This is a genomic window from Halomonas sp. S3-1-1 (genome assembly GCF_023757625.1).
GTDB lineage: Bacteria > Pseudomonadota > Gammaproteobacteria > Pseudomonadales > Halomonadaceae > Vreelandella.
In genome coordinates this window covers 130,668-145,110 of sequence record NZ_JALGBZ010000001.1, presented here as the reverse complement: position 1 = coordinate 145,110, position 14,443 = coordinate 130,668, and the positions used below count along the sequence as shown (strand labels likewise).

13 protein-coding genes are annotated in these 14,443 nt (G+C 60.2%); 4 read left to right on the top strand and 9 right to left on the bottom strand.

Annotated features, from left to right (window positions below; genetic code table 11):
• Positions 1–138: 138 nt before the first annotated feature.
• From MQW23_RS00785 to MQW23_RS00770, 4 genes are read left to right on the top strand one after another with little or no spacing between them, the layout of a single operon-like run.
• Positions 139–288 carry a hypothetical protein gene (locus MQW23_RS00785; RefSeq protein WP_252105911.1) on the top strand — a complete coding sequence of 50 codons (150 nt, stop codon included), beginning with the start codon at positions 139–141 and terminating at the stop codon, positions 286–288.
• Positions 285–1,019, top strand: a complete 735-nt coding sequence (locus tag MQW23_RS00780) for a metal ABC transporter ATP-binding protein (protein WP_252105910.1) — start codon at positions 285–287, stop codon at positions 1,017–1,019. Before MQW23_RS00785 ends, MQW23_RS00780 begins: the two co-directional genes overlap by 4 nt.
• Positions 1,003–1,896, top strand: a complete 894-nt coding sequence (locus MQW23_RS00775) for a metal ABC transporter permease (protein WP_252105909.1) — start codon at positions 1,003–1,005, stop codon at positions 1,894–1,896. Before MQW23_RS00780 ends, MQW23_RS00775 begins: the two co-directional genes overlap by 17 nt.
• A gap of 43 nt (positions 1,897–1,939) precedes the next feature.
• Positions 1,940–3,088, top strand: coding sequence for a metal ABC transporter solute-binding protein, Zn/Mn family (locus MQW23_RS00770; RefSeq protein ID WP_252105908.1), 1,149 nt, complete (start codon positions 1,940–1,942; stop codon positions 3,086–3,088).
• A gap of 401 nt (positions 3,089–3,489) precedes the next feature.
• On the opposite strand, the gene MQW23_RS00765 is transcribed toward MQW23_RS00770, so the two are convergent.
• The 9 genes from MQW23_RS00765 to MQW23_RS00725 form a co-directional block, all read right to left on the bottom strand.
• Positions 3,490–4,626 (bottom strand): DcaP family trimeric outer membrane transporter, encoded by a 1,137-nt coding sequence (locus tag MQW23_RS00765; protein WP_252105907.1) that lies wholly within the window; start codon positions 4,624–4,626, stop codon positions 3,490–3,492.
• A gap of 714 nt (positions 4,627–5,340) precedes the next feature.
• Positions 5,341–6,879, bottom strand: a complete 1,539-nt coding sequence (locus MQW23_RS00760; RefSeq protein ID WP_252105906.1) for a tripartite tricarboxylate transporter permease — start codon at positions 6,877–6,879, stop codon at positions 5,341–5,343.
• On the bottom strand, positions 6,876–7,337 hold the full coding sequence (locus tag MQW23_RS00755) for a tripartite tricarboxylate transporter TctB family protein (protein WP_252105905.1): 462 nt from the start codon (positions 7,335–7,337) through the stop codon (positions 6,876–6,878). The genes MQW23_RS00760 and MQW23_RS00755 overlap by 4 nt, the downstream gene beginning before the upstream one ends.
• An 11-nt stretch (positions 7,338–7,348) precedes the next feature.
• Positions 7,349–8,128, bottom strand: a complete 780-nt coding sequence (locus MQW23_RS00750) for a carboxymuconolactone decarboxylase family protein (RefSeq protein ID WP_252105904.1) — start codon at positions 8,126–8,128, stop codon at positions 7,349–7,351.
• A 7-nt stretch (positions 8,129–8,135) separates the two neighbouring features.
• Positions 8,136–9,344: an SDR family NAD(P)-dependent oxidoreductase gene (locus tag MQW23_RS00745; protein WP_252105903.1), complete on the bottom strand. Its 1,209-nt coding sequence runs from the start codon at positions 9,342–9,344 to the stop codon at positions 8,136–8,138.
• Between the two features lie 17 nt (positions 9,345–9,361).
• Complete coding sequence (locus MQW23_RS00740; protein WP_252105902.1) at positions 9,362–10,120, bottom strand: SDR family NAD(P)-dependent oxidoreductase; 759 nt, start codon at positions 10,118–10,120, stop codon at positions 9,362–9,364.
• An 11-nt stretch (positions 10,121–10,131) separates the two neighbouring features.
• Complete coding sequence (locus MQW23_RS00735) at positions 10,132–11,085, bottom strand: acyl-CoA dehydrogenase family protein (RefSeq protein ID WP_252105901.1); 954 nt, start codon at positions 11,083–11,085, stop codon at positions 10,132–10,134.
• Positions 11,082–12,290 (bottom strand): acyl-CoA dehydrogenase family protein, encoded by a 1,209-nt coding sequence (locus MQW23_RS00730; RefSeq protein ID WP_252105900.1) that lies wholly within the window; start codon positions 12,288–12,290, stop codon positions 11,082–11,084. Before MQW23_RS00730 ends, MQW23_RS00735 begins: the two co-directional genes overlap by 4 nt.
• Before the next feature lie 16 nt (positions 12,291–12,306).
• On the bottom strand, positions 12,307–14,439 hold the full coding sequence (locus MQW23_RS00725) for an acetate--CoA ligase family protein (RefSeq protein ID WP_252105899.1): 2,133 nt from the start codon (positions 14,437–14,439) through the stop codon (positions 12,307–12,309).
• Positions 14,440–14,443: the final 4 nt, after the last annotated feature.

Here is a 14,443-nt window from a genome sequence, read left to right as displayed (position 1 = left end):
TATAACGCACCGTCGCTCGACTATCGTTTGAAGCACGCAGTGATTGCCACGCCCCGGCAAGCGAGTAAAATACTCGGCAATTTTTTGGCATTTCTTAATGTTATGTTATAACCTAATTTGTCGCCGAGGAGAGAGACGTTGAGCCACCACCCGCACCGCCACAATCGCGAAGGGCCCTGCCACTTCTCACTGATGTCGTTATCCGCCACTAAACGCCTGTTGCTGGTCGCCGTACCGCTGTTGGCGCTGTGGCTGCTGGTTTTCTGGGCCGGCGGGTGGGCGCAATGAGCCATCGCGATCACACGCGGTTAAAGCTTGACGACCTGCACCTGGCCCAGGGCCGGCGCATGGTGCTCGAGAATTTACACGGCGATTTTCTGCCCGGCGCGATCACCGCGCTGGTCGGCGCTAACGGGGCGGGCAAGAGCACGCTGATTCAGGCCATCATGGGCGAGCTGCGCCCGGTGTCCGGCCACGTGCAGTGCGATATCGCTCCCGAGCGGCGCGCCTGGCTCCCTCAGCAGCTGGCGCTCGATCTGACCTTTCCGATGAGCGTCGAGGAGCTGGTGATGACCGGCACCTGGCCGAGTCACGGTGCGCTCAAGGGCTACTGCGCGGCCCACTACCGCAAGGGGCGCGACATCATGGGGCGGCTCGGTATTTCACACCTGGCTCACCGGCCGCTGGGGGAGCTTTCCGGCGGCCAGCGCCAGCGCGCGTTGATTGGCCGCACGCTAATGCAGGAAGCGGAGCTTTTGCTGCTCGACGAACCGTTTGCCAACGTGGACCGCGAGACGGTCGATATTCTGATCACGATTTTCCGTCAAATGGCAGAAAGCGGCGTCACGCTGATCGTCGTACTGCACGATATGGATCACCTCAAGCGCTTGGCCGACGAAGTGCTGATCATCAGCCAAGGGCACGGCCGCTGGGTGGCGCCGGAAGCGCTTGGCGAGCCGCCCCTGCCCGCTCATATCGTGCCCTTCGTTGCAGGAGGTCAGCATGCTGGAACTGCTTAATGCCTGGCTGATCGCCCCATTCGACTACGGCTTCATGCGCCGCGCGGTCGTGGGCGGGCTGGCACTTTCGATCGCCGCGCCGCCGCTAGGCGTGTTTCTGGTGCTGCGCGGCATGAGCCTAATCGGCGACGCCATGGCCCACGCCATTCTGCCCGGCGTGGCACTCGGCTTTCTGCTGGCCGGTTTTTCGCTGCCGGTGATGAGCATCGGTGGCGTGCTGTTTGGGCTAATGGTGGCGCTGTTGGCCGGGGCGGTATCGAAAATGGGCGGCCAGCGCGAGGACGCCGCCATGGCGAGCTTCTTCATTATTTCGCTGGCCGCCGGGGTCATGCTGATCTCGATTGGCGGCAGCAGCGTGGATCTTACCCACGTGCTGTTCGGCTCGATTCTGGCGATCAACTCGACGGCCCTTCTGCTGATCGCCGGTATCAGCACGCTGATCGTTGTAACGCTGGCCTGGATTTTTCGCGCGCTGGTGGTCGAGTGCCTGGACCCGCTCTTTCTGCGCGGCCAAAGCCGACGAAACGGCTGGGTGCACAGCGTATTTCTGGGGCTTTTGGTGCTCAACCTCACCGCCGGTTTTCAGACCCTGGGCACGCTGATGGCGGTGGGCCTAATGATGCTGCCTGCCACCGCCGCGCGCTTTTGGAGCAAGCGGCTGGAAGGGCTGATGGGCATCGCGGTGGTGCTGGCCATGCTCGCCAGTACCGGCGGGCTTTTGCTCTCCTATCACCTGGATATTCCATCGGGACCGAGCATCATTTTGCTGGCAGGCTCAGCGTACTTCTTCTCGGCACTGTTTGGCCGCTACCACAGCCTGGCCGCCAGGCTGCGGCGTAAAACGGCGCCGCTCGAGGCGGCGTCCGAGCTGCCTTAGCGCCAGGATTCGTCACTTCATCAATCACGCATCTGGAGTCGTCATGTCACTACGTTTCACCCCGCTGCTGGTCGGCGTATCCACGCTGCTGGCACTGCCCGCCGCCATGGCCGCCGAGCGCGTTCAGGTGGTCACGAGCTTCTCCATTCTGGCCGACATGGTCGAAAACGTCGGCGGCGAGCACGTCGAGGTGAACTCGCTGGTCGGCCCGGACGGTGATACCCACGTTTACTCGCCGCGCCCGGGCGATGCCCGGGCGCTGGCCGAGGCGGATCTGGTCGTGTTCAACGGCCTGCTGCTCGAAGGCTGGATGGATCGCCTGCTGGACGCCAGCGACTACCAGGGCCAACTGGTCACCGCCACCGACGGTATCGAAGCGCTGGATTACCACCCGCACGATCACGGCCATGACCACGGTCATAGCGACGAGCATGCTCACGACAGCGACGAGGCTCACGATCACAGGCACGAACACGCTCACGGCAGCGACGAGGCCCACGATCACAGCCACGAACACGCCAACGATAGCGACAGCGACGAGGCCCGCGAGCATGACCACGTACACGGCGATCAGGACCCGCACGCGTGGCAGGACATGACCCAGGCCGAGGTCTATGTCACCAACATTCGTGATGGCCTGATCGACGCCGACGAAGCGAACGCCGATGACTACCGCGCCAACGCCGAGCGCTACCTGGAAGAGATGGCCGAGCTCGACGGTGAGCTTCGTACGCTGCTCGAGAACGTGCCCAGATCCGCCACCGTGATCACTGGCCACGACTCCTTTGGCTACTTCGCCAACGCCTACGGCGTACGCTTTTTGTCGCCCTATGGGCTGTCGACGGAAGTCGAACCGAGCGGCGCCAGCATGGCGTCACTGGTCGACGTGATCAACGACGAAAACGTGCAGGCGCTGTTTCACGAGAACATGACCAACCCCTCGGTCATCGAGCAGCTCGCCGAAGAGACCGGCCTTGAGATCAAGGGCACGCTCTACGCCGACGCGCTGGCAAGCGAGGGCCCGGCCAGCACCTACCTTGGCATGATGCGCCACAACGCCGAGCTGCTGCACGACGCTTTGGCTCAAGCGGGTGATGCCGAGCAGGCCCATGATCACAGCCACGACCATGCTCATGAGCACGAGCACGAGCACGAGCACGAGCACGAGCACGAGCACGAGCACAGCCACTAAAAACGAATGCCGCTGACCATACCCGTGTTTTGAAAACGCAAACCGGCGAGCCATTAAGCTCGCCGGTTAAACCAACGGCACTGGCTTAAGCCCGATTCGAAAATACCCTCATGACCTTTACCGCCAGGTGATGAGGGTATCGCTTTTTTCTGACGCATCTACACAGCTGCTTCATACAAAAGTCGATGGTTGCGAGCTCGTGAGATACATGAAACGGATGTATTTTCTACCGCGTCTTGTAACGTTTACCCCCCCGGATCGATACGCCGACATTCCCAGCCTTGTTGTTCTCACGCCTAAAAATAAAAAAAGCCTTGTTAATGAACAAGGCAATGATCGAGTTTCATCAGGTCATGTTTATCAGGCTGTTAAGACCTTGTCGTAATAGGCGTAACTATGAATCAAAAGCTATATTTGACCATGCCCTGAAGGCGTAACGCGTCTCCCTTATTGCCATCCACCTGCTCACGCTGGTGCCAACCGGCTTCGACACCGTATTGAATACGCCCAGCCGGCGCCCAAATATAGTTGAGCCAAGCCTCGGTCGTATTTTCGTTGGTTACGACATAGTCCGGGTTGTCTTCGAAGTCGTTTTCCACGCGCGAATAGGCCGCATTGATGGCGCCCGGGCCGACTGTCAGACTCGCCCCAAGGCTTGCGCCTACCGTGCGAACCGTCTGGAGAGAGCCATTTTCGTCGACATATCCGGGGATAGGCGAGGTGTTTCCACTGGTATAACCACCGATACCATCGCCATAGGTGACACCCGCCCTGACCGTCAAATCTGGCGTAAAATTCACGGCCGTTTCAAAGGTGGTTCCCCAGCCAAAAGCACTGTCGCTTGAAGCAGGCGTTGTTAAACCAGCGTTATCGTACTCGAGGTAACGTCCAACGGCCGCCAATGAATAGTTGAAGAACTCCGAGCGATCCGTATATCGAACGATCATGTCAGGGAGGCTGCTTTTTGCTCCAGCGTCATCTACCACTCCCCCCTTGTCATCAGGGTCTTCGATGGAAAAGGAAAAATTATCCTGCGTATATCTCAACTGAGGCTGGCGGTGTGTAAGCGCACGGCCGGAGGTACCTGCAAAATCGATAAGAGGAGTGGCCGATAATCCACTACCAAAGTTCGTCCAGGTTTGGCCTGCCAGAATATCGTTCCATTCACCGTAAGCGTGCCGGAGCCTGAACCCTCCATTACCATTGTCCCCATAAAAATCGCCTTCAACCACCGTAATCAAATCGCTGCCTTGTACCGGAGACGACGTCTTGAAACCGATCCGGCTTTCGATAGCCTGCATGGAGAAATGGCCATCCGAGCCTTCATCCTTGTCGATATCCAGACGCGCGGCTTTGCCTCTTAAAGAGGTAAGCCCCAACTCATCGTCTACGTCATAGATGATATCCAGCTTGGCATAACCATATATGCTGGCTGTCGTTTCACCCACTTCGAATTCATACGCGTAAGTCTGACTGGCGGAATAAGAGGAGAGAGCCGTCGCTGAAACCAGCACTGCAGTTTTAAGACTATTTTTCATTGTCGTTTTTATGCTCCGAAGTAGCACCCTTGTTTAATGCACGGTTGACCCATAGCCAGGACGTTAAAAGCTCGTCTTGACTCATGCCGTTTGCATTAGATCTACATTCGCCACTAATGAGTGGCACTCATTTCCAGCGTGCGCTGAAACTTGCAGGACACATTGGTCCGTTGTTATTAGGCAGTTGAATTTATTGCAGGCGCCAACAGGCTCTGATTTTAACCAGAACGTTCAAAAAAATATTTGATCAAGGAATATCTTTATACTTAACGTTATGAACCAAGATATTTAGGTTGCCACCGTGCAGAAATATGATGTCTTTTAACGAACTCATATCTTAAAAACTCAAACCAGGCATTCAAGAATCGTTCTACATATTCATTCGCAGCGATCTTCATATGCTTTATAAAGACACTATTATTTAATGAGATGTAATTAAGCATACGTTGCTTATGAGCCTTTTTTTTATTTAACGTAAATTCAAAACAGTGTGCGCGTCACGGTAGAGTCATTGAGACTTGTCAATGACAGCGCACCTACCTCTCGTTATTTATCATCAACGCAAAAGTTGGCATGAGCCCGGTGAGCTGGAGGATGATCCTGTCCAGCTCACGGTTAAAACCCATAACACGGCGGCCAAAATCCAGATGCTTTATGGCGGACCAAAGAAGGCCGCGATTGTTCAAACATAGCGTCTACAGCACCGCATACGTATCAACTACGTACCTTGCCTGTTGCCGCTTTGAAGAACCCTTTTCTCTTTGCGCTGAGATAGGCAAGCTTCAGGGCTGCCCCGACCAGCAGTAGCATCAAAATGGCCATTAAGGAGGCTGATACTGGACGGTTGATGAACGTCGAGAAATCGCCCTGGGTTATCACCATCGCGCGCCGGAAGTGCTCTTCCATCATCGGCCCCAGAATGAAACCCAGTAGCAGCGGTGCACTGTCGAACTTCAGCGACTTCAGGATGATGCCCAGCGCACCGAAGCCCATCAGGACATAAATATCGAGCACCGAGTTCTGGACCGAGTACACGCCGATGCAAACGCAGGCCACCATGACGGGAAAGAGGAGGTGATACGGTATACGCAGCAGCCGAACCCACAGCCCGACCAGCGGGATATTGAGGATCACCAGCAGGATATTGCCCACGATGAACGAGGCCACCAGCCCCCAAAAGATGTCGGGGTGATCGTTGATCACGCCAGGCCCTGGAATGACGCCGTGCACCATCAGCACCCCCAGCATCAGTGCCATCACCGCATCCCCAGGAATGCCTAAGCTCATGGTGGGAATGAAGGCGGTCTGGATCGCCGCGTTGTTAGCGCTTTCCGGCGCGGCAACGCCCGCGATCGCCCCTTTTCCGAACTTCTCCGGCGTTTTGGAAAGGCGCTTTTCGAGCGCGTAGGAGAGGAAGGTGGCAATGGTGCCGCCAGTGCCGGGAAGCGCGCCGAAAAAGGCGCCGACCCCGGTCCCCCTAAGCGAGGGGAAGGTCGCTTCCTTGAGCTCCGAACGCGTCGGCATCATCGCCTTGAACGAGACATCGTTGTCACGCATGTTGCCCAGTGGCCCGCGTTTTGCGGTAGCGATGATCTCCGGCAAACCAAAGAGCCCCAGCGCTACGGCCACTAGAGAAAGGCCGTCGTAAAGCTCCGGCATACCAAACGTGAACCTGGCCGCCCCACTATTCAAATCCAACCCGACCAGACCAAACGCCACGCCGAGCGTTACGGTGATCAACGACTTGACGGGACGCCCGGTCGAGAACAGGGACGCGGCGATCAGACCGAATACCATGAGCATGAAATACTCTTGCGGGCCGAAACTCTTCGCCACCGCCGCCAGAGGAATGGTAAACAGCGCCAGCAGCAAGGCGCCGATCATGGAGCCCATGAAGGAGGCGATCGCGGTGATGAACAGCGCCAGCCCCGCCTTGCCGTTCTGCGCCATGGGGAAGCCGTCGAGCCCGGTCACCACGCTCGTGACGGTACCCGGCAGATTCATGAGAATCGACGCGGTCGAGCCGCCATAGGCGGCGCCGTAGTAAATGCCCGCGAGCATGATGATAGAGTAGGAGGGCTCGATATGAAACGTGATCGGCATCAGCACGGCCAGCGTCGCCATGGTACCCAAGCCCGGAAGCACGCCTACGATCGTGCCAAGCAGCACACCGGCTGCACAGTAGAAAATTCCTTCTACGGAAAGGGCAACAGAAAACCCCAGCAGAATGTTATCCAGTTGTGACGTATTCATAGTGCTAACACCTCAACGGGCAGCCCCAGCAGATAAACAAAGACCACGACACAGGCGAGCGTGGTCAGTAACGCCAGCAGCAGCGAACGAAGAATATTGATGTTCGTCGAGGCGAAGGTCGAGATGAAGACCGATGCAAAAATGGCCGGCCCCATGCCTGCCGCTTCGATCAAAAGCCCGAAGGATAGAATCGAGGCGCCGATGACCAAAACGGGGATGACATCAGGAAGATGAAGCCTGGAATCCGAAGGTTTACTTATAAAGGTGATGACGAACAGGAAGACACCCATCGCCACCAGTAGCCACGCGAGAATCTGGGGAAAGTAGCCAGGCCCCATGCTGCTGAGACTGCCAAATCGATAGTTCGATGATTCGGACAGCACAAAGACACCCACGGCGATCGTGAACAAGGCGCCTATCATGTCGGGGACGTTTTTGGTTAAAGCTCTTGATAGCATTTTACACCTCATCAAGTGGCGTGCGTTCGATTGTTCTTGTCGGCACCGAGGCACTTCACCCCTAGTGCTGTTCCATGGACGGACAGGTGAGACCCGAGCTGAATAGCCTGGGCGATTTCATCGGCCGTGGCGTCAGCCCTCACTGCCGCGCGGATGGAGCGCCGCAATGCCTTTTCGTCGAAGCCCGTGAAACTCGAGTGCAAGGCGGCCTCGACAAGACGCTTGTCTTTTTCAACCAGCCGGCTGCCTGGCGCGCTAACATCCATGAACGCTATTACCTGGCGCAAGTAGTCGGCATCGAAGCGCGCCAGCGCGCCAAGCTCCTCGGCACTGCCGGGAAAATGCCGTTCCACTTCAAGCCTCAACGCTTCGGGCAATTCGGCATTACGGCTCGTCGCGCCGCGCTCAAACGATGCCCCTTGACCGAGCTCGCTTTCCAGAATCGCGATGGCTTCATAGACGCGGTTCACGCCTTGAAGTGCCACCAGATGCAGCACATCCAGAACGTCGCCGGTAGTGGCACCAGCTTGGCGAGCCAGTTCGAGGTGCGTCTGGACGCCAGCTTCGAACAGATGGGTCGCCGAGGCGTCCAGCGCGACGTAGATCAGCTCGACCATGCGCGCGTCGAGCGGGCCAGCACTGGCGGGATAGCTTGCATAGCGTGCATAGGCCTCCAGAAACGCTGGATGCTCTTCCAGCAGGGTCTGGGTCCAGGGGCGCCAGTAGCCACGTCGCTGGATAAACATCGCCTTGATGTCAGCGGGGGCCTTATTGTCGTTGTATGAAGTCATTTTGGATCTAGTGTCGGTTCGTGAAGCGCAGGGTCTGGCCGGCGAGAAACCGTCCCGTGGGGCCCGAGACATAGCGCAAGATCTGACAAAGAGCGTCCGGATCCATATCCGGTGCACATGTCACGGCATTGACCCGATAGCCGACAGGCCCCAGCTCGCAGGCGAGCGTGGCAACGAGCATCGATGCCGCCGCCGCGAAGGCCTGCTCGGGGGCGGAGCGCTCGGCGTCGACGAACGGCAGGACCACCGTGAGGCTGGCAGGCGCCGTGTGCGCGGCGGTGAACGCCCGCGCAATGCGGTGAAGGCTTTCCAGCAGGTGCTCTGCAGCAACGTGCCGGGCGGTGAAGTCGATCACCGCGGTGTAGCCCACCGGCGCCGACGGGGTGGGCCCGAGCGCCCCCGTCGCTTCGCTCTCGCCGACGAGCCGAAAATCGCACTCGGCATCCATGTCCACCGGCGTGGCCGCCGTGTCGTTGAGGCGTTGGCCGCCACCAAACACCGACGAGCCTCCGTCGATCACCAGCGCCGGAGCTTCCAGACGAGCTTTCGTCAGCGTGGCCAGAAAAAACAGCCCCTGTGCGATATCTTCGGGGCGCCCCATGTAAGCCATAGGGATCTTGCCGATGGCGTCCTCAAGCTTGAGACGTCCCTGCTCGAGCAGCCCCTCTACCAGTGCCGTACGCACGAAGCCGGGGCACAGCGCGTAGGTTGACCGCCTTGGCGCCTCGTGTGCCTGGGCGTTGGCTAGCGCAATGACGCCCGCCTTGCTGGCGCTGTAGAGGCCACGCTGGGGCAGCGCCCGAAGCCCGGCCCCCGAGGCGATGTGAATAACGCGGGCATCGGCGGCCAGCGAGGCATCCAGCGCCTCGACGACGCTCATCGGAGCGAGCAGGTTCAACTCCTCGACTGGGCGCAGCGCCTCCCACGGCTGGTGGACCAGGGCATCCGGTCGGTCGCTTGATATCCCAGCGTTGTTGATGACCACGTCGAGAGTAAGATCGAGGTCGGCCAGACGCCCGATGTCGGCCTTGTCGGTAAGATCGATGACGAGGGCCTGGTGCGCACCCGTGCTGCCTGCAGGCAGTTCACGGATTAGTTGCTCAAGCCGATCACCCGCCCGATCGACCAGCAAGCAGCGCCAGCCCTTCGCCGCGAAAAGGCGGGCAGTCGCTTCACCGATACCCGCCGCGGCGCCTGTGATCAAGACAGTCGTCATCGAAGTCCCCGTAGACGTCAAAGGTTTGTGAAGGTCACGCCGCCGTCCACAACCAGCGCCTGTGCGGACATGAAGCCCGCCCTGTCGCTGGCCAGAAAGCAGATCGTGTTGGCGATGTCGGTCACCGTCCCTAGCCGGCCGAGAGGGGTTTTGGCGGCACGCGCGGCATCGCGCTCGGCGTTGCGGTTGCGCTGAGTGCCTTCCGTGGGCACCGCCGAGGGGCAGACGGCATTAACGCGAATGTTCTGACTGCCGAGCTCCGCTGCGGCCGCCCGCGTGATACCGAGCACCCCCGATTTGATGCCCGAGTAAACTACCGAGTTGAGGGTCGAGCGCAGCGCCGCAGTGGAGGCGACGTTGATGATGGCACCGCCTCGTTCGGTGTCCATGGCCTCGGAGGCAGCCTGGATGCCCCAAATCACCCCCTTGAAACCCACATCGACCATGCGATCGACGGTGTCCGGGCGAATGTCGGGAATGGCCTGATAGCGCACCCACGCGGCGTTATTGACCAGCACGTCGAAGCGCCCGCAATGCGCCTTGACTCGCTGCACGGCGGCCTGGATACCCTCCTGGGTCGAAACGTTCTCGACAACGCCAAAGGCGCGACCGCCGGCCTCGGTGATCGCTTTGACGGTGGCTTCGACAAACTCTTCCTTCAGGTCGTTAACACCCACGACCGCCCCCAGCGCCGCCATCTGCAGCGCGGTTTCGCGACCGATACCGTTGCCGGCGCCGGTTACCAGCACTGCGCGGTTATCCATGTTCATGTCCATGTTGTTCTCCTTCAAGCGGCGTCGATGAAATTCTGGCCGATCGCATTAATGGTGGCGCTACCTTGCAGCGCCGCCTCGATGCGCCGCGCGTCACGCAGGGCATAATGCAACGGCACCTCCCAGGTGAAGCCCATGCCGCCGTTGAGATGAATCGCCTTTTCGATGACGAACAGGGCATTGGTAAGCGCCCCGGCCCAGGCCGTCTTGTAGCTGCGAGTCGCGTCGAACTCATCGGTCTCGACCGCTCGGGCAATGGCGCACAACGAGACTTCGTTGAGCAGCTTCATCCGCGCCAGATGGTGGCGTACCGCCTGTTTCGCGGTCAGCGGTCGGCCGAACTGGACCCGCCCGGCCAGGTAGTCGGCGGTATACTCGAGCGCCCCTTGGGCGGCGCCGTTGAGATAAGCGCCGGTCAGCAGATAGGCCTCTTCGCGAAGCGCCTGATAGCGCTGTACCGAGATGCGCTGGAGAATCGGTGCGCTCTCGAGCGACACGCTGTAATAGGGCGATTCCGGGTCGAGTTCGGCGTGCGGTGTCAGCGTTACCGCGTCACGCGCCACCAGGGCCGCGCCGTCGCCATCCGGCACCAGGATCCAATCACAGTCTGCCGCGTAAGGCGCGTGACCAGCCATGCCCTGGTGCTCCGCGTGCCACGCGATGGTGGCCGTGCGCTCGCCATTGATCAGCTCTGCCGCCTGCGGGGTGCCGGCCAGTGCCTTGGCCACCAGCGCCTGCTCGACGACGGGAAAGCGCAGGCGCAAACGGCCCGCGACCTGGCAGATGGGCACAGCGAAGGCGATGGGCAGCCCCATGCCGCCATCCTCTTCAGCGGCGCAAACGCCCAACAAACCCGCCCCACCAAGCGTGCTGGCCACCTCGGCAAACTCGCGGCCGATGACATCGCCCACGGCGGCAGAAGCCGCTTCAGCAAACTCTTCCGGGCGTAGATCCTCGTCCATGCTCATGACTGGGACTCCTTGGGCAAGTTCATGATTCGCTGCGCGATGATGTCCAGCTGCACTTCGGTAACGCCGGCGTAGAGTGTTTCCGCCCGGGCGAAAAGATAAGCGTTGGTGAAATGCGCCTTGGCTCTTTTTGCAAGCTCGCTGGATCCTTCGTGCACGAGGGAGACCATCTCCATCGCCAGGCCGGCGAATGCCTGGTGGCATTCCGACCAGTACAGTTTATTAAGCGACCCTTGCGCCCCGATGGTTTCGCCCGCCATCAGTTGATCGACGACTTTTTCAATAAGTCCTTTTAAACCATCAACTTCGCAGGCGATTTGGCCAATCCGCCTTTGGTAGTAGCTCTCCTGAAGAAGCTTCGAGAGTTCGGGATCGGACTTGCAGGCGCGAACCAGTTGCTTGAGCTCGCCTTCGAAACGCCAGGGCCGGTACATGCGGTTGGTGGCCCGCTCGATGGAGAGCACGCGGATCGCCGCGTTCCAGCCTTCATTCGGCGCTCCGAGCCGGGCGGTGTCGGGCACGGTGACGTTGTCGAAAAACACTTCGGCAAAGGATTCCTTACCGTCGATCGACTTGATCGGCACGACCCGGATTCCCGGCGTATCCATCGGTACGGCAAACATCAACAGGCCGCGATGCCGATCGGCGACGGTGCCGGTGCGCGTCAGCAGCAGGCAGTAGCGTGCCTTGGCGGCGCCGCTGGTCCATATCTTCTGACCGTTGATGACCCAGCGATCACCCTCCTGAACCGCGCGGGTACGAAGGCTGGCAAGGTCCGATCCCGCTTCAGGCTCCGAGAACCCTTGGCACCAGTGTTCGCGCATGGAGAGTATTGCCGGCAAAAACTCGCGCTTCTGCTCTTCGGTGCCTACCGCCATGATGATCGGGCCGGCCAGTTCCTTGCCGATCGATCCCACGCTTTCGGGCATGGGCAGCGCCCCGATCTCCTTGTTGACGGCTAGATGCTCGCGCAGGCTCAAGCCGTAGCCACCGTACTCCTTGGGCCAGGTCATCCCCGCAAGCCCTGCCTTGTAGAGCGCGGTTTCCCAATCGACACTTTCCTGAAGGGTCGGCGTGCGATAGTTCAGGCTATCGCTGCGCATGTGATCGGGCAGGTTCGCCTGCAACCATTCGCGGGCGTGCTGGCGATAGACTCCCTGCCCGGTAGCGGGGTCGGGAATGACCACATCCGTATTGAAACTCATCACTGACTCCAGATGGCTAACGTTGTGATTGTGCCGGTACCATCAGCGTATCCAGCGCGATGATGCCGGCGCCTTGGGGATACACGAGGACAGGATTGATATCGATTTCGGCAACCGTTTCTTCGTGCCGGCAGGCAAACTCCGACAACACCACAAGCGCTTGGGCGACAGCATCGACATCGGCCTTGGGCTTGCCGCGCGCTCCATCCAGGATGGGATAGAGCTTGAGAGAGCGAATCATACTCCGGGCCTCATCGAACGAGACCGGGGCCACCTGAACCGCGACATCCTGGAGGATTTCAGCGAACACGCCGCCGGTTCCGACCATCACCACCGGGCCGAAAACGGGGTCTTTCGACACACCCATGATCAACTCCATGCCCGGTTTGGCCATGGGTGTCACCAGCACGCCGTCGATCTGCGCGGAAGGGGCGTAAGCGCGCGCGCTCTCGAGCATCTGGGCATACGCATCGCGTACCGCCTGCTCGGAGGCAAGATCGAGCGCCACGCCGCCGGCCTCGGTCTTGTGGGTAATGTCCGGCGATATGATCTTGAGCACTACGGGCAGGCCCATACCACGGGCAAGCTCCACTGCTTGCTCACAGGAAGTCGCTATCTTCTCCTCGAGCACCGGGATACCCAGCTGGCTCAGCGCTTTCTTCGCTTCTGCCTCGTTTCTGAACACGGCCGGATCGACAGGCTCGATGGGGCCGTCATAGACCGGCGGCGCCGACAGTTCGGCCACCCGAGACAAGCGCACCAGGCCGTCGATGCCGCTTGCCGCCGCATCGATCGTGCCAAAGACCGGAATGCCCAGCGCGTTGACCTCGGCCACCGCGTCGCTCGGACCTTCACTTACCACCATCAGCAGCTTGTCGGGGTGGGCCTCGCGGATCTGCTTGAGCGCGTCCATGTAGATGCCACGTAGCCGGCGGTTGTAGAGCGACAGCGATAAAAACAGCAGCGTGGCGTCGGTATTGGGTTCTTCAAGCAGCGCCGAGAGCATCTTGAAGAGAATGGCGGGGTCGCTCGACATCTGGGCCGAAGCATCCACGGGGTTATGGGTGCCGGCCATGGGTACGGCCTCCTGGATGCGCGCCCGAGTGGTCTCGCTCAGCGCCGGCAAGGCCAAGCCCGCCTTCGTCGCCGCATCCGCCATCATGATGCCAAAGCCGCCCGAGGCAGCGACCAGCGTTACTCGCGGCCCCTTGGGCAAGCGCGCGGTACCCAGCAGCGACGCCGATTGGCCCATGTCGAGCAGCGCCTCGATCGAGTGCACCCTGACGACGCCGTGACGGCGAAAAACGGCGTCGATGACGCTGTCCGAGCCGGCCAGCGCTCCGGTATGCGAGGCGGCGGCGGCTTGGCCGACATCGGTCGAGCCGATCTTCAAGACGATGACGGGCTTGCCTTGACGGCGAGCCATGTCCAGCGCCTCGGTTAGCCGGCCGGCATCGCGGCAGGTCTCCATGCAGCAGAGGATGATCTGAGTGACGTCGTCCTGGGCAAGCGCCGCGATGCCGTCGGCCACGTCGACGTCCGCCTCGTTGCCGGTGGCCATGAAACGGCTGACGCCCAACCCCCGGCGCGACACGTTCTGCATGAGAAAGCTGCCGACGTTTCCGGATTGGGAAACGATGCCCACATTGCCCGGCAGCGGCATGTTCTCTTCCAGTACGATGGTGAACGAGCCGATGACCCGGTCGACCACGTTGACCACCCCCAGACAGTTAGGCCCCAGCAAACGGATGCCGTTTTCACGAGCAAGGGTAGTGAGCCTTTCCTGCAGCGCCGCCCCTGCGTCGTCCTTTTCCGCGAACCCCGCGGACAGCACCACGACGGCGCGCACGCCGACAGCGGCACACTCCTCGAGCGCCGCCAGCGTGTGCTCCGAGGAAACGGCGAGAACGGCAAGCTCCGGCACACCGGGCAGTTCTTTTAAAGAGGGATAGGCGGGCAGCCCCTGAACCTGGCTGCGCCCGGGGTTGACCGGGTAAATGGCCCCGTCATAGCCGTACTTGCTGAGCAGATGGACGGGGCGCCCGCCGATCTTGTTGATATCGTTACTGGCACCGACGATGGCGATGCCGCGCGCGTTGAAAAACGATTCGATGCCCATGCCGGGCGTTTGCAGGGAAGTATTCGACATGGCG